A 24,591-nucleotide genomic window follows, 5' to 3' on the forward strand; every position below is an offset into this window, starting at 1 on the left:
ATGAAGAATACAGGAGCCCAGACCGTGACCAACGCCAGTCAGAATAGTAGCCGCTCCGGCCCGAGGACATCGAGCGGTGGCTTCAGCCTGGCCAAGCTGTTGTTGGAGGGCCGGGCATTCCTCGCGCTGATGGTGATCATCCTCGTCTTCTCGATGCTGTCGCCCTATTACTTCTCGCTGGGCAATTTCCTCACCATGGCGTCGCATGTCGCCATCTTCGGCATCCTCGCGGTCGGCATGCTGCTGGTCATCCTCAATGGCGGCATCGACCTGTCGGTGGGGTCGACGCTTGGGCTGTCGGGCGTAATCGCCGGATTCCTGATGCAGGGCGTGCAGTTGCAAACGCTCGGCATCGTGCTGTTTCCCCCCGTCTGGGTGGTCGTGGTGCTGGTGTGCGTGCTCGGCGCACTGGTCGGTCTGGTCAACGGCGTGCTTATCGCTTGGTTGAAGGTGCCGGCCTTCGTTGCCACGCTGGGCATGCTCTATGTGGTGCGGGGCGCCGCGCTGCTGATGACAAACGGCCTCACATATAATGATCTCGGCGGCAAGCCGGAGCTGGGCAATACCGGCTTCGACTGGCTGGGCTTCAACCGCCTGTTCGGTATCCCTATCGGTGTGCTGGTCATGGTGGTCATCGCGATCATCGGCAGCATCATCCTCAATCGCACGGCCTTCGGCCGGTGGCTCTATGCCTCCGGCGGCAACGAGCGCGCCGCGGAACTGTCCGGCGTGCCGGTGAAAAAAGTGCAGGTGTCGGTGTATATGCTGTCCGGCATCTGCGCCTCGGTAGCCGGCCTCATCCTGTCCTCGGAACTGACCTCGGCAGGGCCGACCGCCGGCAACTCCTACGAACTGACCGCCATTGCGGCCGTCGTCATCGGCGGCGCGGCACTCACCGGTGGTCGAGGCAATATCCGCGGCACGCTGGTCGGGGCCTTCGTCATCGGCTTCCTATCCGATGGCCTCGTGATCATTGGCGTGTCCGCCTACTGGCAAACAGTGTTCACCGGCGCGGTCATCGTGTTGGCGGTGCTGCTCAACGCCATTCAGTATCGCCGTCGCGTCAAGCTCCCGGGCTCGACCGGCGGCCCTTCGACTTCTCCGCAACAAGCCGGCAAGGCCCGAACGGCCGATCCCGCTCACGAGAAGATTGCCGGTTGACCGGTACCATCGCTAACCAAGGAGGAAATTACATGTATGGCAAGGCAAGAATTCTAATGCTCACGGCCTTTGCGCTGGCCGCTCCGGTCCTCGCAGGGTCGGTAAGCGCAGCGTCGGCCGAAGGCCTCATTTCGATCATCGTCATCGATCCCGCCAACCCGTACTGGCTCACCGAAGGCAATGTGGCCAAGGCCGAGGCCGAAAAACTCGGCTACACCGCGACCGTCGGCGCATCGAAAGCCGACACGAACACGGAAAGCAGACTGATCGACACCGCAATCACCAACAAATCCGTGGCGATCATCCTCGATCCTGCCGACGCCAGCGGATCCATCGGCGCCGTCAAGAAGGCGATTGCCGCGAACATCCCGGTCTTCCTGGTCAACGCCGAGATCAATCAGGAGGGTCTGGCAAAGGCGCAGCTCGTTTCCAACAACGCACAGGGCGCCGCTCTGGGGGCACAGCAATGGGTGACGAATATCGGCGAGAAGGGCAACTACGTCGAACTGTTGGGCGCCCCGTCCGACAACAACGCCGCCACCCGGTCAAACGGATACGAGACCGTGATCAGCCAGTATCCGGACCTCAAGAAGGCCGGCTCGGAGGTCGCCAACTGGGACCGGACCCAGGGCCACGACAAGATGCAGAGCCTGCTGCAGGCCCATCCCGATATCATCGGCGTGACGAGCGGCAATGACGAGATGGCGCTTGGCGCGATCGCCGCGCTGAAAGAAGCCGGAAAGCTGTCGAGCATTAAGGTCGGCGGCTTCGATGGCTCTCCGGACGCTGTCGCCGCGATCAAGGCGGGCGACTTGCAGTACACCGTGCTCCAGCCGGTGGCCGTCTACTCGGCGAAGGCCGTACAACAGGCCGACTCGTTCATAAAGACCGGCAAAACCGGCGCGCCGACCGAGAAGCAGCTGTTTGACTGCCTTCTCATCACCAAGGACAACGTCGACAAATACACGGCTCCCTTCACGCTCTCGGAGTAAAAAACGAAGGGGGAGTGTCCCGCGGGACACTCCTCGCCTGACCCTCGTTGATCGGGCCGACGCACCACATGTCTGTTACGCTAAAACTGAAACACAGGCCGTGACCTGAATCCGCGCTGGTGGCTCTATGGAGCGGCTGATGTGGCCCACCACATGTCGTTGAAACGCCACCCGTGCGGATCCATATACGCATTGCGTCGGATGTTTTCCTCCCATTGCGTCCGGCGCGTTCCCCTCTGGAGGTTTTGAACCTTCATGCCTGGCCGGACTTTAACAGTCCGGCCTTTTTTCTATTGGTCCTGTGAAGCTGCGCTGCCGCGAGCGAGTTGTAGAACGGCCGTAGGTCAGACCATCCACGACCGGCAGGCCGCGGTGCTGGCAGCGCGCACGGGATTTTCGTCACACTCGACAGCGGCCTAGCCGTAGGGTGCGGCAACGGAAGCTGCCATTTTGTTGGGAAATCCACTAGGCTCGCTTGGTTTGCGAGACAGCGAGAGATGCCCGACCTGAAACAGATGCCCGATATGAAACAAATGAGATTGCTCGGCATCGTGGCCGCGACGGCGATCGGTCTGTATGTCTGCTATCTCTTGGCGTTGCCTTTTTTGCCCGCATTGACCTGGGCGGTGGTGTTGGCAATCATCCTGTATCCGGCTCATCGACAGGTCGAGGAAAGGCTCAGGAACAAAAACCTGGCTGCACTGATGTCGGTCAGCATCGCGGCGGTTGCAGTCGGCCTGCCGCTCATCTTCGTGGCACAGCAGCTTGTCCGCGAGGCGGTAAACGGAGCCACCTATATGGAGGAGGTCATCCGGGGTTGGAACACAGATGCCTTCGTGTCGGGCTATCCCAGGCTTTCGGCGGTTGCCCAGTGGATTGAGAACCAACTCGATCCGGCCGGCACGGTCGCCGCATTTGTACAATGGCTGACGGCACAAAGCACATCGCTGTTGCGCGGCTCGATCAATCAGGCCGTGATGTTCATTCTGACATTTTATCTGCTGTTCTATTTTCTGCGGGACCGTGAATCCGCCCTGCGGGGGATCGAGCGTCTCTCGCCCCTGCGTACCGCGGAGACGGCATACATGCTGTCCCGCCTTGCCGAGACGGTACATGCGATCCTGATAGGCACCGTGCTTGTCGCCGCTGTGCAGGGGACGCTGGGCGGCCTGATGTTCTGGTGGCTCGGCCTGCCCACTCCGGTCTTCTGGGGCTTGGCAATGGGACTTCTTGCCATCGTGCCGGTGCTCGGCGCATTCGTGATCTGGGTGCCGGCAGCGATCTATCTCGCGCTGGAGGGGGCTTGGGCGAGCGCGGCGATCCTGACCGTCTGGGGCGGCGTGGTCGTCGCCGGCATCGACAATCTGCTCTATCCGATGCTTGTCGGGAACCGGCTGCGGCTCCACACGGTGGTGGCCTTTGTCGGTGCTGTCGGTGGCATCGTCCTGTTTGGAGCATCCGGGCTCGTCCTCGGCCCTGCGGTGATTGCGGTCACCGTCAGCCTCATTGACATCCTCAAGAAACGATTGAGCGACCAGCCCGAGGCGGAACTGACGCCAAAGCGCGACACAAAGCCATCACGTCAGTCCGGAGCCGCGCTCAGTGAGTAAGCACCGCCGCGCGCGACCAGTTCATCATGCGGACCTTGTTCGACGATGCCCGTATCGGCGACCATCACGATGCGCATGAGCAATTGTCCCAGCATCAGCCCGTCCCGCCCTGCGATTACGACCAGCACGCCGACCCGGCTCTGGCCGGACTGGTTCGGCCGTGCGCTCGACAGGGCGGCAGCGGCGCGTCGAAGCTGGTCGATGCAGTTCCGATCTGTCCGATCCTGCTGGTGACGACGGCGAGCCCGACAGGATGCATGCGCCGCGGCGGGCTCATTTTTCGCCGTCCAGATAGGCGTTGCTGTAATAGGCCGCGAAATCGGGTCGTTCGCCGACCGGGTTTCCATCGCCGTCGCGCAGGGCGCCGGCCTTGAACAGGTAGTTGCCGATAGCCTCCATCTTTGCGGGATCGATCGCGCCGATCGCGCCGGCGGGGCTTTGCAGATAGTGGCCGTCGATCAGCGCCTTCAGCGATGCCTCGATCAATGGACGGTCAGTCAGCACGTCGCTGTTTGCTGCGATCAGGATATCAGCCGCTTCTTGCGGATGTTCGACAGCGAAGGCATAGCCGCGCCTGGTCGCGGCGATGAAAGCGGTTGCCGTGTCCTTGTTCTTCTCGAGATAGGCCCGGCTCGAGCCAATGAAATTGGTGTGTTGGTCGGGCACGCCGAAATCCGAGTAGCGGAAGGCGCGCTGGGCCTTGCCGTCAAGTTCCGCCTTGATCCCCTCCCAAGTGTAGACCTCGAGCGTAAAATCGACCGCGCCGTTGGCCAAGGCCTCATAGGCGGAGGTGCCCAGCGTCACTGTTTCGAATTTGCCCTCGCCGCCATCATGGCGGATGATGGTGCCGATCAGCGCATTCTCCCAAGCGCTGCCGAAACCGCCATAGGTCAGGCCGTCCAGATCCCTGGGGGTTTGTATATCGGCGCGGTCGGCGTTGAACACCAGCCTGCCGGTTTCTGTCTGCATGATGGCGTAGGTGGCGACGAGGTCGGCGCCGGCCGTGCGTTGGGTGAACAATCCTATGGATCCCAGTATACCGAAATCGGCCACACGGTTGGCGATCAGCGTACCGGCCGCAGTGTCGGTGTAGGGCAGGATCTGCACGTCGAGCCCAGCCTCGGCATAGAAGCCTTTCGCCTGGGCGACATAGAGCCCGACATGGTTTGTGTTCGGCGTCCAGTCTAGCGCGACGGTGACAGTCTGCTGGGCGCAGACGGAGGTGACGGGTCCGAGCCCGGCGATCAATGCGGCAGCGATGAAGAGGCGTCTGGAAAGCATGGTCATGTCCTTTGGGCGGGCTGTGGATCGAGAAGGGTATCGAGGATGTCGGCTTCGATGGCGCTGGCTTCCGGCGAGGCAAGATCCTTGCGCGGGCGCGGAAGAGGGATGGCGATTTCGCGCAGCACGCGGGCAGGGCGGCCGCTCAGCACATAGATGCGGTCGGACAGGAAGACCGCCTCGCGGACATCGTGGGTGATCAGCAGGACGGTCCAGCGGTGTCGGTCCCACATCGTCTGAAGCCAGCGCTGCATGCCGGTGCGCGTGAGAGCGTCGAGTGCGCCGAACGGTTCGTCGAGCAACAGCATGGCACGGTCCTGCACGACGGTACGCAACAGCGCGGCGCGCTGGCGCATTCCGCCCGAGAGCTGCGCCGGATACTTATGCTCGAAGCCCGCAAGGCCGAATTCGCCGAAGAACGACGCTACCTTGTCGCGCGCCGCCTTGCGGGACATGCCCTGCACTTCCAGACCGAGCGCGGTATTGTCGATAACCGTGCGCCAGGGCATCAGGGCATCGTGCTGCGGCATGAAGGCAAACGGTCGGCGCGTGTCGGCCAGTGGCCGCCCATCGAAGTCGACATCGCCGTGGCCTTCGAGACTGCCCGTCAGCAAGCTGAAGATCGTGGACTTGCCGGCTCCGGAGGGGCCGAGGATTGAAACGAATTCGCCCGGCTCGATGTGCAGGGAGATGTCGGCAAGCACGTCGATGTCGCCAAAACGCTTGCTGACTTGGCGCAGCTCCAGCCGCCTGCTCATGACTTTCGTGCGTCATCGAGCCGCTCCCATGGCATGACGACGCGCTGGATCAGCATCGTAGCAGCAAACAGGACCAAGGTGAGCAAGGCGCTGACTAGCACGGCCGCCAGCACGAGATCGGGCCGGAAATTGTTCTTGGCGTTGAGCATGTAGATGCCGAGCCCTTTGGCCGCACCGGCATATTCCGCGAAGATGGCGCCCACCACGGCATAGGTGATCGAGATGCGCAGTCCGGCGAAGAAATAGGGCAGCGAGGAGGGCAGGCGGGCCAGCAGGAAAATGCGCATGCGGGAAGCGCCCATCGAACTCAGAAGCGCCGAGATTTCCCGATACGTCGAGTCGTAACCCTGCACCAGCGCGACCAGCATGGGAAAGAAAGTCACGAGTGCGACCAGCATGATCTTCGGCGTCAGCCCGAAGCCGAACCAGAGCGCGACCAGCGGGGCGATCGCCACCAGCGGCAGGGTCTGGCTGATGATGAACACCGGGAACAGGGCGCGGCGCAGCGGCTTGAAGAAGTCGATCAGCACCGAAAGGATGAAGGCAACGGCCAGCGAGCAGGCGAAACCCGCCAATGTGGCGCTGATTGTCGGCACGGTGTTGTCGAACAGCGCCTGGCGCTGCTGGATGGCCTGAGCGAGGACTCGTGACGGGGCGGGCAGCGTGGTGGGCGAAATGCCCGAGATGCGCGCATAGAGCTCCCAAGCCAAAACCAGCGTGCCGACCGACAGCAAGGCCGGTCCGATCTTGGCGAACAAAGTTGCGATTCGCGGCGCGGCGGAGAAAGGCTGGGACATGCGAGACCTCTGGCGCGAAAGATCAGCGCGGGGTCGGGCCGTTGGCCGAGACCGTGAGGTCGATCGTGACATAGCCCTCGAGCGTGCCAACCGGGAGCGTCGAAATATTGACGACGCCGACGAAATCGCCGGTCATCGGATCAAGAGAAATCTGTGCGTCGGAAAACATCGCCCGCCTCGCTCCGCTGGTATTATCCAGATCAGCTCTAGGGTTTACGGGCTTGCAGCCCGTCTCTCAGCCCCGACGACACGGAGCACCCCTGTGGATGGCGGCAATTAAACAGATATGGGGTGGAGCTGCAAGCCTGCGTCTGACCCGTGAAACCGCAGGTCAGAGGAGGTGCGGCTTGAGCGACTGGCGTGGCCTTTCGAGGACGGTCGATTGATACGGCTTCAACTTCAAAGGGTGCCACCCCGCCACCCCGCTCGAGATCGCTCTCAATATTCTGAGAACCTGAATGACCTGATGGTATCGGGAAAGGCGTCGATCGAGTGAACAGTTTCCCGTTCGTCGCCATTGTCGATGCCAGGCGTTTGGTGAATTGTGGAAGCATGAAGACATGAATTGCATTCGTTGTAGGCAGCGGGTTTCTATTTCGCCCATTACGACCGCGCTTTGTTGGAGGGCCAAATGCAAGAATTTATCCTTTTTGCGCTTGTGGGGTTTGTAGCTCAAGCTGTGGACGGGGCTCTCGGCATGGCCTATGGCGTGATTTGCTCGACAACCCTACTGGGGTTTGGCGTTTCTCCCGCACATGCTTCGGCTTCAGTTCACGCGGCTGAGCTGTTTACCACTGCGGCCTCAGGTTCGGCTCACCTCTATCACCGCAATATCGACTGGAAGCTTTTCTGGCGGCTGATGCCATTTGGCGTCCTCGGTGGCGTTCTCGGCGCTTATGTGCTCACCTCGTTTGAGGGAGCGATCATGAAGCCATATGTGACCACATATCTGGCGCTTGTCGGAGCTTGGCTCCTGTTCCGTTCATTCCGGCGGATCCCAAGCAATCCGGTCCCTGCAGGCGCGGTACCTCCGCTTGGACTTGGTGGTGGATTTCTCGATGCCGCAGGGGGTGGCGGGTGGGGTCCCATCGTAACGACGGGCCTTCTCGGTTTTGGCGGGACGCCCCGCTACGTTATTGGTACGGTAAATGCCACCGAGTTCCTCACCACGTTGTCGGTGTCTCTAACCTTCTTGTTTGCCTTGCTAACCGGCCATTGGCAGGAGGCAGGGGGGCTAGAAAATCTACTCCCCGTTGCCGGCTTGGTCCTTGGTGGTGTTATCGCAGCGCCTATGGCCGGATTGATGGTGAAGTCAATCGCAGAAAAGACGCTTCTCAGGCTCGTTGGTATTCTCATCATACTGCTGGCAGGCTGGCAAACCGCGCAACTCTTCGAATTGGTGTAAACTGAAGACACATCGAACATGTTGTCGGCATCTCTCCCCTGGCGGCCGTGCCGGAGACAAAAAACTCAATTTTCAAATGGAACGAAGAGGCTCCTTTGTTGTTTGGATGCCTTGGACAACCGGAGGCCGAGTCGATGAAAAAATTGGTTGCAACAACAGGGTTGGCGCTGGCGGTCGCGATGCCTGCGGCGGCTCAGGACACCGCGACCGCGAAAGCCGAATTCGTCAACATGGCCGGCGAGAAGAATGGCACGGCCACGCTGACCGAGACGGCGCAGGGCGTGCTGATAGAGTTGGAGGTAACGGGACTGCCTGCGGGCGAATGGGTCGCGTTCCATGTTCATGAAACCGGAAAGTGCGACCATCAGACCGGCCATGACTCGGCCGGTGGGCACTTCAATCCGACGAATGCCGAACATGGATACCTCACTGGAAAAGGCCCGCACGCGGGCGATATGCCAAATCAGCGGGTCGGCGCCGACGGCGTTTTGCGTGCCCAGGTTTTCAACAGCATGGTCAAGCTGGATGGTGGAGAAACGGCGATAAGAGGCAAGGCATTGATGATCCACGGCGGACAGGACGACTACAAAAGCCAGCCTGCCGGTGATGCCGGAAATCGTCAGGCCTGCGCCGTGATCGAGTGAAAACCCCAAGATCGGTAGAGGCCTGTCCGACATATGATCGGACCGGCGCTTCAGCCTCGGCGGCCAGGTAGCGGTACATGGTCGGAGCCTCTGGCAGGATAAGCCAGACGGTAAGTTCGTGCGCCTGCAGAGGAATTGACGACGCAGCCATCGCGCCGAAGCTGGCCTTTCATTTTGCGACTGCCGGATGATTGCATGAACGATACTTCTCCTATGGGCGTGCCCTCCACGGGTCTTGTCCAGTCAGCCATTTCCGCCCGCGGCCTGGTCAAGACGTTCGGCAAGCTGCGCGCCGTCGATGGTGTCGATCTCGATGTGCCGCGCGGCATGATTTTCGCCATCCTGGGTCCGAACGGCGCCGGCAAGACAACGCTGATGCGCATGCTCGCGACGCTGTCGCGCCCCGACGCCGGCTCTGCGACCGTGATGGGGCACGATCTCGTGCAGGCCCCGCGTGCGGTCCGTGCGGCAATCGCGATGACCGGGCAGTTCGCTTCGCTCGACGAGGACTTGACGGGCCGGGAGAACCTCGTCCTGCTCGCCCGACTCTGGGGTTTTCGCGGTCGCGCCGCTAAAGCCCGTTCGGACGACCTGCTCGCGGCTTTCGGCCTGTCCGAAGCGGCGACGAAGCAGGTGAGGGACTATTCAGGGGGCATGCGAAGGCGGCTCGACATAGCCGCCTCGCTGGTCGTCACGCCGGGCGTGCTGTTCCTCGACGAGCCGACCACAGGCCTCGATCCCAACGCCCGCAAGGATGTCTGGGGCATGATCCGCGGCCTCGCCGAGGCCGGCGTCACCATCCTGCTCACCACGCAATATCTCGAAGAGGCCGATCAACTTGCAGCGCGCATCGCCGTCATCGACCACGGCAGGAAGATCGCCGAGGGTACCAGCCGCGAATTGAAGGCGGCCACCGGCTCCGGCTTTCTCCATGTCGCGCTCGCCGATGTTGCACGGCTGGACCAAGCGGCGACCATTCTGGAACGCCGGCTGGAGCGTCCTGTCCAACGCAGCGCCGAAGGCGCTGAGCTCTCCGTCCTTGCCGGCACAGCGAAGGCCGCCAACGAGGCGCTGGCCGATCTGGTCGCCGCCGGCATCGAGCTGTCGGATTTCTCCATGGGCCAACCCAGCGTCGAGGAGGTCTTCTTCGCGCTGACCGGCCAGCCGAGCCTGGGTGAAAGCCGGAAGGACGACAAGCCATGATCGACACGACATCCCTGCAGCGGCTGCAAAGCGTCGCCCGACCCAGGACCCCATCAGCTCTTTCCAACGCACTCGTCTTCGGATGGCGCGCGGTGCTGAAATTCAAGCATGTGCCGGAGCAGCTCTTCGATCTGGTGATGACTCCGATCATGTTCACGCTGCTCTTCACCTTCGTCTTCGGCGGTGCGCTCGCCGGTTCGCCTGGCGAATACCTACAGTTCTTCCTACCCGGCATCCTGGTTCAAACCGTGGTGTTCAACGCAGTCTATTCGGGCATGGGTTTGTCGACCGACCTCGGCAAGGGCTTATTCGACCGTTTCCGATCGCTGCCGATCTGGTCACTCTCCCCGTTCGCCGGCCTAATGGTGGGTGACATCCTGCGCCATCTGATTGCCGCCTCGATCATCCTCACGATCGGGCTGATCCTCGGCTACCGGCCTGAGGCGGGCATCCTCGGCGTGCTTGCCGCCTTCGCCATGCTGATCGCCATCGGGTTCGGCATGGGCTGGGTATTCATCGTGCTCGGCTTGCTGATCCGCACGCCAACCACCGTGATGACGCTCGGCTTTACCTTCCTGTTCCCGCTCGTCTTCGCCTCCAACATCATGGTCGACCCCGGCACCATGCCGGACTGGCTGCGGGCCTTCGTCGAAGTCAATCCAGTGTCGCTGATGACGACGGCGCTGCGCGGGCTGATGGCTGGCGGGGCGACGCTCGGTCAGGTCGTCCTCGCGCTGATCGCGCCGGTGGCGCTCACCGCCATCCTGGCGCCGACGACACTATGGCTGTATCTCAGAAAGTGAGAGGAGCCAAACGATCGCGGTCCTGATCACCTGCGCGTCAACAGTGCGCTCGGATGCACCTGCGCTTCTTAAAAGTCGACACTGGGCGTGTCCTGCATCTGGCGCTCGAACAGGAGCCAGAAGGGCGATCCACGGGTTTCGGCATACCAATGCTCGAAGCCCGCCAGGGTCTCAGGAATGTCGTTGACGGATGCCTCTTCGTCCGACGCCCGGAATATCGCCAGCACAACCTGACCGAAACGCGCAATGACCTCCGAACGCGCTTCGCTGTCGGAATTCCAGCCGAGTCGCGTGCGCAGCGTGGCGAAGGCGCTGGCGACGGCTATCTCCTCACTGTCGGCCGATGCCACGGTCTCGGCGATCGCCTGCATGAGATTGAGCCGCCTGAAGGCGAAGGCGCGCTCTTGTTCGAGCGCAGCTATCCGGACTGCAGCTTCCCGCCGGAAACGGCCTTCGGCGACCTTGGCGGCCTCGGCCGCTGACTTGAGCTCAACGAGAAAGCGGGTTGTCACCGTCATCGCGCCTTTGCGAGAGTGGCGGAAGAGAGTGGGAGTCGAACCCACCAAGGACCGGCTCGCGGCCCCTCCCGGATTTGAAGTCCGGACGCCCCACCGGGGACGATGCTCCTCCAGAAACTTCCGCTATTGCCGGCTCACTATCGGCCGGTGAGCGAAACAGATCCCGTCGATGCCTGTTGACGAGCCGCAGGTCGCCGCGTCGCAAAGTGACGCCATGCCTATCGAGAAATTCAAGGATCTGGATGGCAACCTTGCGCCCGCTGCCTGCGCGATCGCGAAACTGGGCGGCGTTAAACCGCCCACCCGGCTCGGCCGCCGTCAGGTCGTCGACGATTTCGACAATCCCGGCCAATGCCGGGCGCAGGAAGAAATGATCATGGGCGACTTCGTATACTCTCCCGATGCGGCCGGTAAGTTTCAGGATCCGGCGGATTTCCGTTTCCGGCTTCGCCAACATATCGGCTATATCGCGGACCCTCGGCGGATGATATCGCGTCGAGCCGCCGATGAGCCGCTCGATTTGCAGCCACAGCGTCTCGTCCTGCGGTGTCAGACGGACCTCATGGCCGGGCAGCCGCACCCAGGCGCCGTCAAGGGCGAGCTTGCCGGCGCGCGCCAGCATTCGCAGAGCGGCTGCAAACATCAGCGCCGGAAGTCGTGGGTCAAGCTGAAGGCGCAATCTCTCCATGCCGATCCCCGGCAGATCCGGATTGTCCGCGTGAAAGGTCTTCAAGTTCGCGGCCAGGCCGAGCCTGAATTGCATCCAGCATGCCGGCGAGAGAACGAACAGCGTTTTCCTAACGGGAATGCAGACCAATCCGAGGCTGTCGACCAGTCTCTGCGTCTCGTCGCTGCCGAGCGCCCGGTCGCGCGCGAATGAGCCAAGGTCAAGGTAATGGGGCGGCGTGTCGAGCAGTGCGGTGACAGCCGCCTCGGGATCCGGGACGGCATATGCTTCTATCTGGATAAGCCGTTCCGGCGTGCGGCGCTTCCGGCTCGGCGCCCGCAGATCGATCAGGCGTCCGCCGCCGATGGTCCGCTGCGCCGAGGTGTCGCGCACAACATAGGGGTCGCCCGCGGCAGCCGCGATCGGATTGTCCAGCACCAATTGAACCTTGGCGACGCTGCCGGGTCTGACCGGCTCGTCACTGAGAAGCACGACCCTTGCCCCAACCTCGGCCGCGGCGTGGTGGAGGCGTACCGGGAACCACTGGCCGATCGGCCTAGGCTCTCCTGGCAAGACGCGCAGCCTTGCGTCGATCCGGTCCGTCGGCGCGTGAAGTTCCGGGTCGAGTATGATGTCGCCGCGCCCGATCGCCTCCTTGCCGATGCTGTCACCAGCCAGGTTGAGCGCGCAACGGTCTCCTGCCCGCCCGCGCTCAGCCAGCCTGTTCTGGGCGTGGATCGAGCGAACACGCGCCGCCAGGCCCGACGGGCTGACGACAACGTGGTCGCCGACGCCGACTGATCCTGAAAGGACCGTTCCGGTCACGACAGTGCCGACGCCGTGCAGCGTGAAGCATCGGTCGACCGCCAATCTGAATCGTCCAGAGGTTGCGCGGCCGGCAAAGCGCGACGCCTCCTCAAACAAGAAATGCCGCAGATCGTCAATACCGTCACCGCTGACGGCCGAGGTGGCCATTATGTCTGCTTCGGCAAGTGCTGTATCGGCAAGCGCGGCACGGATGTCCGCTTCAACGGCGGCGCGCCGTGCGGGCGCGACCAGATCGGATTTGGCCAGCACGACCGCGCCGCGCCTGATGCCGAGCAGATCGATGATTGCCAGATGTTCGCGCGTCTGCGGCATGATCCCGTCGTCGGCGGCAATGACCAATAGCACGAAATCGATGCCACTGGCGCCGGCGAGCATCGTATGCACGAACCGTTCGTGCCCCGGAACATCGATGAAGCCGATGACGTCCCCGTTCGGTGCCGGCAGGTAGGCAAAGCCGAGATCGATGGTCATGCCCCGCGCCTTTTCCTCCTGCAGGCGGTCAGTGTCGACGCCGGTCAGCGCGCGCACCAGCGCGGTCTTGCCATGGTCGACATGGCCCGCCGTGCCGACGATCATGATCCATCCCCCGCCAATGATGCCGCGGCACGATTTTCGGCCTCGGCGGTCTCGTCAGGGGTGAGGCCGGCACGCGCGGCCGGCAGATACCGTTCGGCGAGCGAACTGCCTGCCGCGTTCGCGCGCAGAAGCCAGGCATATGCCTCGACCGCGTCGACCTCGACACCCGCTCCCAAGTGACAGGCGGCGCCGAGCATGGCCTGTCCGTCCGCATCCCCGCGCACGGCAGCCCGACGCCACCAGCGGACTGCCTCGGCGGGATCGCGCGGCACACCGAGCGCATTGTGATGGATCATGCCGAGCCGTGTCATGGCCGACGCTATTCCCTGCTCGGCGGCGGCAGTCGCCCAGCGCCGTGCCTCTGCTGGGTCGGGATCGACCACCTCGCCTTCGAGCAGCATCCAGCTCAGCATGTCCTGCGCCGGTCCGTCGCCTCGCTCCGCGGCTGCTCGGTAGAGCTCGGCTGCGCGGCCGTAGTCCTGCGCGACGCCCTCGCCGCGGAAATAGAGCGACGCCAGGTTCCGCCGCCCGACGGCATCACCGGCCTCGGCCGAAAGCGCCAGCCAGCGGAAGGCGAGGTCGCAGTCCCGCTCGACGCCAAGCCCTTCTGAGAAGCAGGCGCCGATATTGTTCTGCGCACGCGCGACCCCAGCATGGGCGAGCGGCTCCCATATGCCTAGGGCGACCGCATAATCGCTGCGCCTGGCCGCTTCCAAGGCCTTTGCCAGGCGTTCGGCGACCGGCACGTCAGCCGGCCGGGGCACATCGGCCGGCCGGGGCACGTCATCCGGCCGGGGCACTTCGGCCGGCCGGCGCGCGAGGCTCTCAAACCAGCGCATCGGCTCCTCCAGGATCGAAGCCGGCGAGGTTTGCACAGAAACCCGCTTCGTCTTCGAGGCAGCGCAGATCGAACACAAGCGCCCGGCCCTCGATGCGCCCGATCACGGGAACGCGCAGCCCGCGCAATGCCGCTGCAAGCGCTCCCAGCGCCTTCCCGCCGCCGGACTTTACCCGCACAACAAGGCCGGCGCTGGGTATCGTCTCAAGCGGCAGGGCACCCGAACCGACCTGACTGCGGCATTCCACAGTCTCCACCACGAATGCCTCACCCAGAGCATTGGCAACCATGGGGGCAAGGCGCTCCGCCTGGGTTGCGATCTCGGCCGAGGGGCGCGTTAGCAATCTCAGCGTCGGCAGTCTCTTCGCCAGGCTATCAGGGTCGCGATAGAGCTTCAACGTCGCCTCCAGCGCGGCGAGCCGAAGCTTGTCGACGCGGAGCGCCCGCTTCATCGGATTGCGGCTGATCGCGGCGAGCAGAGCCTTACTGCCGACGATAAAGCCCGCCTGGGGTCCGCCGAGCAGCTTGTCGCCGGAAAAGGTGACCAGATCCGCGCCGTCGGCAATCGCCTCGCGCACGGTTGGTTCATGCTTGAGGCCATAGGCAGCAAGATCGAAAAGCGTGCCGGAGCCGAGGTCGTGGACCAGGGGCACGCCCTGCGCCTTGGCAATGGAAGCCAGTTCGCGCGCCCCCACCTCAGCCGTGAACCCGTCGACCCGATAGTTCGAGGTGTGCACCTTGAGGACCAGCCCGGTCTCCCGGCCGATCGCCGCGACATAGTCCTTCGGATGCGTGCGGTTGGTGGTTCCGACCTCGACCACCTTGGCGCCGGCGCGGGCCATAATCTCGGGCATCCTGAACGAGCCGCCGATCTCGATCAATTCGCCGCGCGAGACGATCGCCTCGCGGCCGAGCGCCAGCGTGTTGAGGACAAGAAGGACAGCGGCCGCATTGTTGTTGACCACAGTTGCGTCTTCCGCTCCTGTCAGTTCGCAAACGAGCGAACGCAGATGATCATCCCGCTCGCCACGCTTGCCTGTCTCGAGGTCGAATTCGAGAGCGACCGCTTCGCACATTGCAGAGCGCACCGCCTCGATCGCCTCCTCAGCCAGCGGCGCCCGGCCGAGATTGGTGTGCAGCACCGTGCCGGTCAGGTTAAAAACCGGTCGCAGGGAAGGGCGCCCTGCTACCTTGAGTTGTTCAACCGCGTCGGCGGCGACGTCGCCGGGCTGCGGCACTGCTGCTCCGCCGAGGCAGGCCTCCCGCGCTGCGGCAAGTGCCGCGCGGACAGCCGCCGTCGCGACTTGCCGGCCGAAGCGCTGGATCGCCGTGGATCCGAGCGGCGTCTTCAATATCTGATCGACCGATGGAAGATCACGCAGGCGACGTGCAGGCAAAGCGGTCATCGCGTCCTCAGTATCCGACAAGGAATGGGTTGAACGACCCGCGACGGTAGCCGCTCTCGCGGACGAGCAGGTCCAAGCCGAGTGTCGCCACGTCATCGGCAACCGGATCGAGGTTCGGATCCTTGTGCTGATGCAGGATTTTCACATAGCAGCCGCATGAATCGCAGGTCTCGGCCTTTACAGTGCCGGGTCCGCCTTCGACTTCCACATAGCCTATTCCCTTGGTGGAGCCGCACAGGGTGCATTTGATGCGCACATAATTCCAGAGCGTCCCGCAGAGCGAGCATGCACAGAACCTTGCCCCGTGGGAGCCATGCCAACCGACGACCATCGAGGACACCGGCGGCCCGCCGCAGACGGGGCATGCGCCGTCACCTACCGGGACCAGCGTGGAGGCGTCGAGGCAAGCGGCAAGACGTCCGAAATGAAGCTGCAGCGCCGCCGCGACATAAACATGCTCGGCCAATGCGTCAGCCGCAATTGCATCGGCGAGCACGTTGCGCACCAAGGCATGGCGCTTTGCAGGCGTGGCCAGCTTCAGTCGGTCGAGCGCGTCTGCCGCGGCGCGAGGCTTCTCGATGGCCGAAGCCGCCAGCACCAGGCGGTCGAGCGTCTCGAAGAACGCCCCGGAGGCGACCCTGTCACGATCGAGTGGAGGCATCCCGAAAGCGTGCGCCCGTTCACGCACCTCCGTTTCCGGCAGATCCGGATCGGACAGGCCGTCCTGTATGCCGTGCTGGACATCGGCGAGAGCAGCGAGAAAGCGGAGATAAGGACCGAGCTCATCGATTTCGGCCAGCGCATTCAACCGCTGCGCGCGTCGAACGAAAAGACGCGTCGGATCAGGCAGACGGACGTAAGGCGGCGCCGAGACTTCACCGATGGCGGTGGGATCGATATCCGACGGAACGATCTGCTTTGGCATACTCACCTCACGAACCACACGGGCCACGTGGTTGGCTGACTAAGCGCATCGCGTCTGAAGGGACTCATGCGACGCGCTTCAAGTTCTTGTTTTATGCATGTCGTTGTCCCAAAACCGCTGCGCACTTTTGGGCGACATGCATTAGCGCCCGCTCATTCGGCGGGCTTCGATCCCGATCTTCCGCCCGGTTTCGTAACAAGTTCCCGCAACCATTTGCGATGGTGCCGCCAAGCCCAGCCGCCCGTCACCGAACCGCGTATCATGGCGGGAATCGTGCCTCGCACCCAGAGGGCCGAATAGGCGTGGATGATCCAAACGCCGATCATCGCAACGGCGGCGATGGCATGAATGAGGAGCGCCATCCGCTGCTGACCGACCGTCGTGTAGGCGGAGAAATACTGATCCCAAATGACCAGGCCACTCGAAATCAAGATGACGATCAGGACCGACATGGCCCAGAATACGAACTTCTGGCCGGCATTATACTTGCCGACTTCCGGCACGTTCTCCTCGTGATTGGCCAGCACGTCGCGAAAGCGCGTGAGCCAGGCCCCATCTTCGCGCTTCCACAGATTCGCCTTCCAGAACCGGATGAAAAGCCCGAAGAAGCTGAAGAAGAGAACGACGCCGATCCACGGATGGATGAAGCGCGTGAACTGGCCACCACCGAACAGTCCTGACAGAAAGAACAGGCTCGGGTGAAACAGCGCGAGGCCGGACAGGGCAAGCAGGATCAAGCTCGCCGCCGTGATCCAGTGATTTATCCGCGCGCCCACCGTATACCGGTCCACCGTGACGGGCTTGCCGGGATGAACTACGCTATCAGGTTCGACATCATGCGCTGTCATGGCGGTCACTCCGCACTAGCCGTTCGGCATTCTCCTCATCCGTGTCCGAAACCCTGTTCGGCCCCATCACCAGATGGTGGAGCAGGCCGACGCCGGCCGCGACCCCAAGCACGGTCAGGCCGGCATATTTGGTGATGCCCTTCCACGCCTCCACGAGAGGACTGATCCTAGGCTCCTTCGGCAGGCCGGAATAGAGTTCGGGCTGGTCGGCGTGATGCAGCACGTACATCACGTGCGTTCCGCCGACACCTGGCGGATCGTAGAGGCCGGCATTGGCATAGCCGCGCGCCTTCAGGTCGGTAATGCGGCCCTCGGCATGCTGCTTCATCTCTTCCTTTGTGCCGAAGACGATGGCCTGGGTCGGACAGGCCTTGGCGCAGGCTGGACCCTGGCCGACGGCGACGCGGTCCGAGCAGAGGGTACATTTGTAGGCCGTATGGTCGACGCGGGAAATGCGCGGGATGTTGAAGGGGCACCCCTTGATACAATAGCCGCAGCCGATGCAGTTCTCGTGGACGAAATCGACGATGCCGTTGGAATATTGAACGATAGCGCCCGGCGCCGGACAGGCCTTGAGGCAGCCCGGATCTTCGCAGTGCATGCAGCCATCCTTCCGGATCAGCCACTCGAGATTGTTCGTCTCTGGGTTCTCCCACTCGCTGAAGCGCATAAGCGTGAACATGTCCGGCGTCAGGTCGGGCGGATTCTCGTATACGCCGGCGTTGACGCCGATCTCCGGATGCGTGTCGTTCCACTCGATGCAGGCTGTCTGGCAGGCCTTGCAGCCGATGCATTTCGAGACGTCGATGAGCTTGGCCACCTCCGTCAGCCGCTCGGCCGGCGCGGGTACCGTTGAGGCGGAACGGCGGACGAGATCCTTCTCCGAGAAGCGGGGCGTCACGTCCGTTACCGAGGGATTGGCAATTGGAGGAAACATCGCCGCCTCCCTATGCTACCGGCCCGGAGACGGGCTCGATATTGACTAGAAACGCCTTGTATTCCGGCGTCTCGATGTTGGCGTCGCCGACATAGGGCGTCAGCATGTTCGGGCCGAAGCCCTTCTTTGCCGCCCCGGTGAAGCCCCAGTGCAGTGGAATGCCGACGATGTGGACGGTCTTGCCGTCGCAGGTCAGCGGCTTGATCCGCTTGGTTACCATCGCCTTCGCCGTGACCGAGCCGCGCTTGGACCAAACGCGCACCCAACCGTCCTTGGCGATACCTTTTTCGGCCGCTAGCTGTTCCGATATCTCCACAAAGAACTCCGGCTGCATCACAGCGTTGACGATGACGTGCTTGGTCCAGAAGTGGAAATGCTCGGTCAGGCGGTAGGAGGTCGCCGCATAGGGGAACTCCGCCGAGGCCGGCTCGGCGAACTGCCTGAAATCGCCTTCGAATACCCGCGCTGCCGGGTTGCCCCGGACGTTGGGCGCGACCGGATTGACGATCGGCGATTCGAACGGCTCGTAATGCGCCGGGAAAGGTCCGTCCCGCATCATTCCCCGGGTGAAGAGGCGCGACACGCCTTCCGGATTCATGATGAACGGGCCGACCTCGCCGGGCTTCGCTGTCGGCGCGATGTCCGGGACGTCATAACCCGACCATTTCGCCCCGTCCCACTCGATCACCTTGCGGTCGGGATCCCAGGCCTTGCCCTTCAAGTCGGCCGAAGCCCGGTTGTAGAGGATGCGGCGATTGGCAGGCCATGAGAACGCCCATTTCGGGAAGGCGCCCGTCTCGTCGGGATCGTCAGTATCCCGACGGGCCATGTTGTTGCCCTTCTCGTTGAAGCAGCCGGAATAGATCCAGCAGCCGCAGGATGTGGAGCCGTCGTCGCGCAGCGCGGCGAAGCCCGGCAACAGTTTTCCGGCCTCGGCAAGCACCTTGGTCGGATCGGCCGTGTCCGTCACCGTCGCGAGCGCTCGGCCATTGATCTCCTGGGCGATTTCCTCGGCCGTCGGATCGCCCGGATCGGCATAGGGCCAATGGAGATTGAGGATCGGATCGGGGAAGGCGCCGCCTTCCTTGCGATAGAGTTCCTTCAGGCGAAGATGTATCTGCGCCATGATCCAGGTGTCGCGCTTGGCCTCGCCCGGCGGCGTGCCGCCGGCCCAGTGCCACTGCAGCCAGCGCCCCGAATTGGTAAGGGAGCCGTCGTCTTCGGCAAAGCACGTCGACGGCAGTTCGATCACTTCGGTCTGGATCGCCGACGGATCGACGTCATTGTGCGCGCCGTGGTTCTCCCAAAACCGCGCCGTCTCGGTAGCCAACGGGTCCATGACGACCAGGAGCTTGAGCTTGGAGAGCGAGGCCGTGATCTTCTGCTTGTTGGGGAACGCTTGCAGCGCGTTGAAGCCTTGGCAAAGATACAGGTTGATCTTGCCCTGGTGCATCATATCGAAGGCGCGCAGCACGTCGTAGCCGGGCACGTCGAGCTTCGGCAGGTAGTCGTAGGCAAAGTCATTTTCCGGGGTTGCCGCCGAGCCGTACATGGCCTTCTGGAAACTGACGAAGAACTTCCTGTAGTTCTGCCAGTAGCTCATCTGGTTCGGCCTGAGCGGCTTGAAACCGCGGGTCGACATATAGGCGGTGAGGTCCGGTTCCTTCTCGTTGGGCAGCGTCAGATAGCCAGGAAGCAAGTTCGACATCAGACCGACGTCGGTCAGCCCCTGGATGTTGGAATGGCCGCGCAGCGCGTTCATGCCGCCGCCGCGAACGCCGATATTGCCCAGAATGAGCTGCAGCATCGCCATAGCGCGGATGTTCTGCGAACCCTTCGAGTGTTGCGTCCAGCCGAGCGCGTACATCGAGGTCATCGCCTTGGTCGGCGACGAGCACTCCGCCACCATCTCGGCGACCTTCAGGAACTTGTCCTTCGGCGTGCCGCAGATGCGCTCGACCATCTCCGGCGTGTAGACCGCGACATGGTTCTTCAGCAGGTTCCAGACGCAGCGAGGATTTGCCAGCGTATCATCGACGACGGCGAAACCGTCCGCGCCCATCTCGTAGTCCCAGCTTGACTTGTCGTAGTCGCGCTTCGCCTCGTCGTAGCCGGAAAACAGGCCGTCCTGGTAAGTGAAGCCCTGCTTGACGACATAGCCGGCGTTGGTGAACGCTTTCACATAGTCCCGCTGCACCTTGTCGTTTTCGATGCAATAGTTGATCAGCCCGAGCAGGAAGGCGATGTCCGTGCCTTGACGGATTGGTGCATAGAGATCCGACACGGAGGCCGAGCGCGTGAAGCGCGGGTCGACGACAATGAGGTTGGCGCCACGGTTGGCCTTCGCCTCAGTGACCCATTTGAAGCCGCAAGGATGGGCCTCGGCGGCATTGCCGCCCATGATCACGACAAGATCGGTGTTCCTGATATCGGTCCAGGAATTCGTCATTGCTCCGCGGCCGAATGTTGGGGCGAGACTCGCCACCGTCGGGCCGTGTCAGACACGTGCCTGATTATCGAACACCAGCATGCCCGCGCTGCGGACCACCTTGTAGGTCTCGAACGCGGTTTCATTGGTCGTCGCCGAGGCGGCGAGGAAGCCGGTGGTAATCCATCGGTTGACCGTCACGCCGTCATTGTTCGTCGCGACGAAGTTCTGGTCGCGATCGTCCTTCATCAGGCGGGCGATGCGGTCAAGCGCGTTTTCCCACGTTGTCGGCTCGAACTTGTCCGCCCCGGGCTTGCGGATCATCGGCTGCTGTAAGCGGGTCGGGGCCTTGACGAAGCCGAGCAGGGCCGAGCCCTTGGGGCACAAGGTGCCGCGGTTGGTTGGGTGGTCGGTATCGCCCTCGATATGGGTGATTTCGGCCTGTTCGCCCTTCCTGAGATCGCCCTTTGAGTAGAGGATCACACCGCACGCCACTGAGCAGTATGGGCAGGTGTTTCGTGTCTCGGTGGTGTTGGCGAGTTTGAAGGATCGTATCGCCTCGGCATGTGCGGCTTCGATATCGCCGAAGCCGAGAGCTCCAAGCGTAGTACCGGCGAGACCCGCGCCTGCCGTCTGCAGGAACGCGCGCCGTGACAGTTCGATGTTCATTTGAATGTCCTCCCGAAGCGGATGCTCCGAAGGGCATCCCGAACCAAGGGTACGAGTGCATTCTGATCCAAAACAGGACAATGTCAAACAAAGCAATGCGTTCCGACTGCTCTGCATTTTCTTACTGATTATAGTTGACGATATAACTCATGTTTTAGGACGAGAGTGCGATTGACGCTTGTCCAAGGATAATCTTAGAGTGCCGCGTGGTATTGGAAACGGCTCCCGCGTGCCGGGGCGCTTTTCGGACGACGGCCGACGGTGGCGTAAGCGTGCGCTCCGAGGCTGCGCATGTGTCCCGCTTTTCCCCTCTCACCAAGCGTCTTCGGGCCGCTCTCACCGTTTCCGCGTCTGATCTCTCCGTTCCCTCAAATCGGTTCCCCGAACGATCGCCGGCGTACGGCCAACGCCAATTCCGCTCGGTATCTCGCTCGGTGCCAATCTAAGGAGGCTTGCCATGGCAGTCGCCCTCTCTCCTGAAGTCGCCGACGTTCCAGTGTTTCGCTTGACCAGTCTCGCCCATGGCGGCGGCTGCGGTTGCAAGCTGGCGCCCTCCGTCCTTCAGCAGCTTCTCGCAGACCAGGTCGAGGCCAATCCCTTTCGTCAGCTTCTTGTCGGCACCGAGACCGGAGATGACGCCGCCGTCTGGCAGCTTGACGAGGACACCTGTGTCATCGCCACCACCGATTTCTTCATGCCCATGGTGGACGATCCTTATGATTTCGGCCGGATCGCCGCGACCAACGCGATCTCCGACGTCTATGCGATGGGCGGCCGGCCAATCATGGCGCTGGCCATTCTCGGTATGCCGCTCGACAAGATGCCGACGCATACGGTCCGAGACATTTTGAAGGGCGGACGGGCAGTTTGCGCCACCGCCGGAATCCCGGTCGCCGGGGGCCACTCAATCGACTCGCCGGAGCCGATCTATGGTCTTGCCGTGATCGGTACATGCCGGCCCGATGACGTCCGGCGCAATTCGGGCGCGAGGCCGGGAGACGCCTTGATCCTGACGAAGGCACTCGGCGTCGGCATCTACTCCGCCGCCTTCAAGAAGCAGGCGCTCCCGCCCAGCGCCTATGTCGAGATGATCGCCTCGGCCACCCTGCTCAACCGGATCGGATCGGAGCTCGCGCAGGATGAGAGTGTCCATGCGATGACCGACGTGACCGGTTTCGGCCTGCTCGGACATGCTCTCGAGATGGCGCGCGGCTCAGGCTGTGTTCTCGTCATTCGTGATCGCGAGGTTCCGCTCTTTTCCGAAGCCGCGCTGCTGGCAGAGCAAGGGTTTGTCACCGGCGCTTCGCGGCGCAACTGGGCGAGCTATGGCGACGCGGTGCTCCTGCCTGCCGATATGCCGGAGTGGCGGCGCCATCTTCTCACCGATCCACAGACTTCGGGCGGGCTGCTCGTCGCCTGCGAGCGCGACAGAGCGGCGGCCCTGGTCGAAAAGATTGTCGCGGAAGGTTACACGTCGGCTTGCGTGATCGGCCATGTCGAGCCCGGCGCGCCCGCGATAACGGTCCAGTGAAGCCGTTGTACCGGCGCGCCTAATTTAGCGACGCGAGGCGTGAACGTGATGAAATCCGAAACCGTCGAACGTCATCTGGCGTGATGTGCGCCTCGGCTCTTGATCGCTAAGCGCCGTCTCGGGTTTGGCTGTGCGGATATTCCCTACGCGATATGCACCGTGCGCTGCCTCGGCTTGATCGCGGTGGCCAGCAGCAGGCCGGCGACGATAAAGGCAGCGCCGGCGAGGTCGTAGTCGTGCAAGCCTTCCCCAAGGAATAGATAAGCGAGCACGGCGACGAAGACAGTCTGCAGATAGAGCAGCATGCTGGCGCGCCCGGCACCAAGCGTCTCGACGCTGCGGTTGTAGAGGTAATACATCAGAGCGCCGCCCGGGCCAGCGACATAGGCGAGTGCCAGAAGGCCGTTCGCATGCAGCGCCGAACGCTCCCCGGAAAACAGCTCCCAGAGATAAAGGGGGAGTGCGGCCAGCGCGCCGGCTGCTAGCAGCAGGACCACCATCGGCAGAAGCTCGATAGCGAATTTGGAGCGACGCAGCAGAACGGTGTAGAGGCCCCAGCAAAACGCGCTGCCGACGATCCACAACTCGCCGGGATTGAACTGGAGCCGCATCAGCGCGGTAAGGTCGCCGCGCGCTACGATCACCACCATCCCGACCAGAGCGAGCAGCGCACCAAGCGCCTTCCAGACGCCGAGGGGCTCGCCGAGCACGAAGCGGGCAAGCACCATGGTCATGATCGGTGACAGGGCCATGATGATGCCGGCGGTCGTCGCGTCGGTGTAACTGAGGCCCGTGTAGATCATGCCCTGACAGAGGGTCAGCCCGATCGCGCCGACGGCCAGCACCTCGATCGCCCGGGATTGGACCAGCACGAGCATCGCCCCATGGTGGCGATGGACGATGGGCAGCAGGATCGCGCAGGCAAGCGTCAGCCGCCAGAAGCAGAGCGCCCAAGGCGGCATTTCGGGGGCAACCCACTTGGCTGCGATGTAGACGCCGGCGGACAGGAGCCAGCAGAGCGTCGCGGTGGAATAGGCGAGAGGAAGCGATATCCCGGCTGTCGCCTTCGCTACGCTTGGATGGGCTATCGGCAGCGATTGCATGTCCGTCTCCTCCCACCGCCGATCTTAGCAAGATTGCTGCGTCTTGCCGAGCAGCAACGCCACCTGTTTAACCAATCCTTGTGCGGCGTTTTTTTCCGTGTGGAACACATGCCAGCGACGAAAGATCGACTTCTGCAGCCGTAGCCAAATGCTGCCAGATCGGATCCTCTCGCCGATCACAGCCCGCGTCCTTCTCCCCCGGGCGCGGGTTTTCATCTATTTGACCGATGCGCTGATCATGGACGGTACCACATTACAATTGGATCAGTTCCTCTGATCCCAACAGACCGTTGCCCGCGACCTCTCCCGGAGGCGCGGGCTTTTCAATTCACAGGCTGGTCCGCAACGCGGCGCTTTTCAGACATTTAGTCTGAGCAGTTGAACGTCTGCGTGGGCCACACGCTGCCAACGCCCGACCTGAGCCTTGTAAACAGCCTTTCGAAGCTGGGTGATGGACCGACATATCTCAGCTTTCGTGTCGAAGCGCGTCGACGAGCAGAGTGAAAGCGGGGGACGCTTGACGGCGGCTGGGATAATAGAGGTAATATCCTGGCCAAGGCGGGGACCACTCGTCCAGCACCCGAACAAGGCGACCGCTCTCAAGATGAGGCTCCGCCACGTCCTCCGGCACATAGGCGAGGCCGAAACCATCCAGCGCGGCTT

At 62.7% G+C, this 24,591-nt stretch carries 22 protein-coding genes, 1 tRNA gene, 1 pseudogene and 1 riboswitch; of the genes and pseudogenes, 8 read left to right on the forward strand and 16 right to left on the reverse strand.

The annotated features are described in order from the left end of the window. The 3 genes from AC0L3N_RS21250 (at position 1) to AC0L3N_RS21260 (ending at position 3,763) form a co-directional block, all read left to right on the forward strand. Entirely contained in the window at positions 1-1,161 is a 1,161-nt protein-coding gene (locus tag AC0L3N_RS21250) for an ABC transporter permease (RefSeq protein WP_165848670.1), read from the forward strand. A 32-nt stretch (positions 1,162-1,193) separates the two neighbouring features. Further along, entirely contained in the window at positions 1,194-2,153 is a 960-nt protein-coding gene (locus tag AC0L3N_RS21255) for a D-ribose ABC transporter substrate-binding protein (protein WP_091594763.1), read from the forward strand. Positions 2,154-2,650: 497 nt separating this feature from the next. Then, a complete protein-coding gene (locus tag AC0L3N_RS21260; RefSeq protein WP_123149608.1) occupies positions 2,651-3,763 on the forward strand; it encodes an AI-2E family transporter in 1,113 nt (370 codons plus the stop codon). On the opposite strand, the gene AC0L3N_RS21265 is transcribed toward AC0L3N_RS21260, so the two are convergent. From AC0L3N_RS21265 to AC0L3N_RS21285, 5 genes are all read right to left on the reverse strand, one after another. Continuing rightward, on the reverse strand, positions 3,736-3,891 hold the full coding sequence (locus AC0L3N_RS21265) for a hypothetical protein (protein ID WP_473549373.1): 156 nt from the start codon (positions 3,889-3,891) through the stop codon (positions 3,736-3,738). The two genes, AC0L3N_RS21260 and AC0L3N_RS21265, sit on opposite strands and share 28 nt — an antisense overlap. Before the next feature lie 145 nt (positions 3,892-4,036). Next, positions 4,037-5,050 (reverse strand): ABC transporter substrate-binding protein, encoded by a 1,014-nt coding sequence (locus AC0L3N_RS21270; protein ID WP_123149607.1) that lies wholly within the window; start codon positions 5,048-5,050, stop codon positions 4,037-4,039. Next, entirely contained in the window at positions 5,047-5,802 is a 756-nt protein-coding gene (locus AC0L3N_RS21275) for an ABC transporter ATP-binding protein (RefSeq protein WP_473549374.1), read from the reverse strand. The genes AC0L3N_RS21270 and AC0L3N_RS21275 overlap by 4 nt, the downstream gene beginning before the upstream one ends. Then, complete coding sequence (locus tag AC0L3N_RS21280) at positions 5,799-6,599, reverse strand: ABC transporter permease (protein ID WP_473549375.1); 801 nt, start codon at positions 6,597-6,599, stop codon at positions 5,799-5,801. The genes AC0L3N_RS21275 and AC0L3N_RS21280 overlap by 4 nt, the downstream gene beginning before the upstream one ends. A gap of 22 nt (positions 6,600-6,621) precedes the next feature. After that, complete coding sequence (locus AC0L3N_RS21285; RefSeq protein WP_165848668.1) at positions 6,622-6,768, reverse strand: hypothetical protein; 147 nt, start codon at positions 6,766-6,768, stop codon at positions 6,622-6,624. Further along, a riboswitch (TPP riboswitch) is annotated at positions 6,759-6,871 on the reverse strand. Its footprint overlaps the gene before it by 10 nt. 359 nt (positions 6,872-7,230) lie before the next feature. Between AC0L3N_RS21285 and AC0L3N_RS21290 the strand changes: the two genes are divergently transcribed. The 4 genes from AC0L3N_RS21290 to AC0L3N_RS21305 all read left to right on the forward strand — a co-directional run bounded on the left by AC0L3N_RS21290 (position 7,231) and on the right by AC0L3N_RS21305 (position 10,654). Next, a complete protein-coding gene (locus AC0L3N_RS21290; protein ID WP_123149605.1) occupies positions 7,231-8,004 on the forward strand; it encodes a sulfite exporter TauE/SafE family protein in 774 nt (257 codons plus the stop codon). 134 nt (positions 8,005-8,138) lie between these two features. Continuing rightward, entirely contained in the window at positions 8,139-8,648 is a 510-nt protein-coding gene (locus AC0L3N_RS21295; protein ID WP_473549376.1) for a superoxide dismutase family protein, read from the forward strand. Positions 8,649-8,843: 195 nt separating this feature from the next. Beyond that, on the forward strand, positions 8,844-9,851 hold the full coding sequence (locus AC0L3N_RS21300) for an ATP-binding cassette domain-containing protein (protein WP_473549377.1): 1,008 nt from the start codon (positions 8,844-8,846) through the stop codon (positions 9,849-9,851). Next, positions 9,848-10,654, forward strand: a complete 807-nt coding sequence (locus AC0L3N_RS21305) for an ABC transporter permease (RefSeq protein WP_473549378.1) — start codon at positions 9,848-9,850, stop codon at positions 10,652-10,654. The genes AC0L3N_RS21300 and AC0L3N_RS21305 overlap by 4 nt, the downstream gene beginning before the upstream one ends. 68 nt (positions 10,655-10,722) lie before the next feature. On the opposite strand, the gene AC0L3N_RS21310 is transcribed toward AC0L3N_RS21305, so the two are convergent. The 9 genes and pseudogenes from AC0L3N_RS21310 to fdnG all read right to left on the reverse strand — a co-directional run bounded on the left by AC0L3N_RS21310 (position 10,723) and on the right by fdnG (position 21,294). After that, complete coding sequence (locus AC0L3N_RS21310) at positions 10,723-11,172, reverse strand: hypothetical protein (RefSeq protein WP_473549379.1); 450 nt, start codon at positions 11,170-11,172, stop codon at positions 10,723-10,725. Between the two features lie 16 nt (positions 11,173-11,188). Further along, a tRNA-Sec gene (locus AC0L3N_RS21315) sits at positions 11,189-11,284 on the reverse strand. 126 nt (positions 11,285-11,410) lie between these two features. Beyond that, positions 11,411-13,243 (reverse strand): annotated as a pseudogene (gene selB, locus AC0L3N_RS21320) (selenocysteine-specific translation elongation factor); the annotation flags it as partial. Beyond that, positions 13,240-14,082 (reverse strand): tetratricopeptide repeat protein, encoded by an 843-nt coding sequence (locus tag AC0L3N_RS21325; RefSeq protein WP_473549380.1) that lies wholly within the window; start codon positions 14,080-14,082, stop codon positions 13,240-13,242. The pseudogene selB and the gene AC0L3N_RS21325, both read right to left, overlap by 4 nt. Then, the gene (gene selA, locus AC0L3N_RS21330) at positions 14,069-15,487 is read right to left on the reverse strand and encodes an L-seryl-tRNA(Sec) selenium transferase (protein ID WP_473549381.1); all 1,419 of its coding nucleotides are present in this window, start codon (positions 15,485-15,487) and stop codon (positions 14,069-14,071) included. The genes AC0L3N_RS21325 and selA overlap by 14 nt, the downstream gene beginning before the upstream one ends. A gap of 7 nt (positions 15,488-15,494) precedes the next feature. Next, the gene (fdhE, locus tag AC0L3N_RS21335) at positions 15,495-16,412 is read right to left on the reverse strand and encodes a formate dehydrogenase accessory protein FdhE (RefSeq protein ID WP_473549382.1); all 918 of its coding nucleotides are present in this window, start codon (positions 16,410-16,412) and stop codon (positions 15,495-15,497) included. Positions 16,413-16,564: 152 nt separating this feature from the next. Beyond that, positions 16,565-17,260 (reverse strand): formate dehydrogenase subunit gamma, encoded by a 696-nt coding sequence (locus tag AC0L3N_RS21340; protein WP_123149597.1) that lies wholly within the window; start codon positions 17,258-17,260, stop codon positions 16,565-16,567. After that, the gene (gene fdxH / locus AC0L3N_RS21345) at positions 17,247-18,197 is read right to left on the reverse strand and encodes a formate dehydrogenase subunit beta (RefSeq protein WP_473486494.1); all 951 of its coding nucleotides are present in this window, start codon (positions 18,195-18,197) and stop codon (positions 17,247-17,249) included. The genes AC0L3N_RS21340 and fdxH overlap by 14 nt, the downstream gene beginning before the upstream one ends. Before the next feature lie 10 nt (positions 18,198-18,207). Further along, positions 18,208-21,294, reverse strand: coding sequence for a formate dehydrogenase-N subunit alpha (gene fdnG, locus AC0L3N_RS21350; protein WP_473549383.1), 3,087 nt, complete (start codon positions 21,292-21,294; stop codon positions 18,208-18,210). 457 nt (positions 21,295-21,751) lie between these two features. On the opposite strand from fdnG, the gene selD reads away from it, so the two are divergent. Continuing rightward, positions 21,752-22,825, forward strand: a complete 1,074-nt coding sequence (gene selD / locus AC0L3N_RS21355) for a selenide, water dikinase SelD (protein WP_473549384.1) — start codon at positions 21,752-21,754, stop codon at positions 22,823-22,825. Positions 22,826-22,968: 143 nt separating this feature from the next. Here selD and AC0L3N_RS21360 read toward each other — a convergent pair whose 3' ends face one another. Then, positions 22,969-23,928, reverse strand: coding sequence for a DMT family transporter (locus AC0L3N_RS21360; protein WP_473549385.1), 960 nt, complete (start codon positions 23,926-23,928; stop codon positions 22,969-22,971). Between the two features lie 466 nt (positions 23,929-24,394). Beyond that, positions 24,395-24,591, reverse strand: a 197-nt coding sequence (locus AC0L3N_RS21365; protein WP_473549386.1) for a LysR substrate-binding domain-containing protein, incomplete at its 5' end; no start/stop codon positions are given.

Source organism: Mesorhizobium sp. WSM4807 (assembly GCF_055811615.1).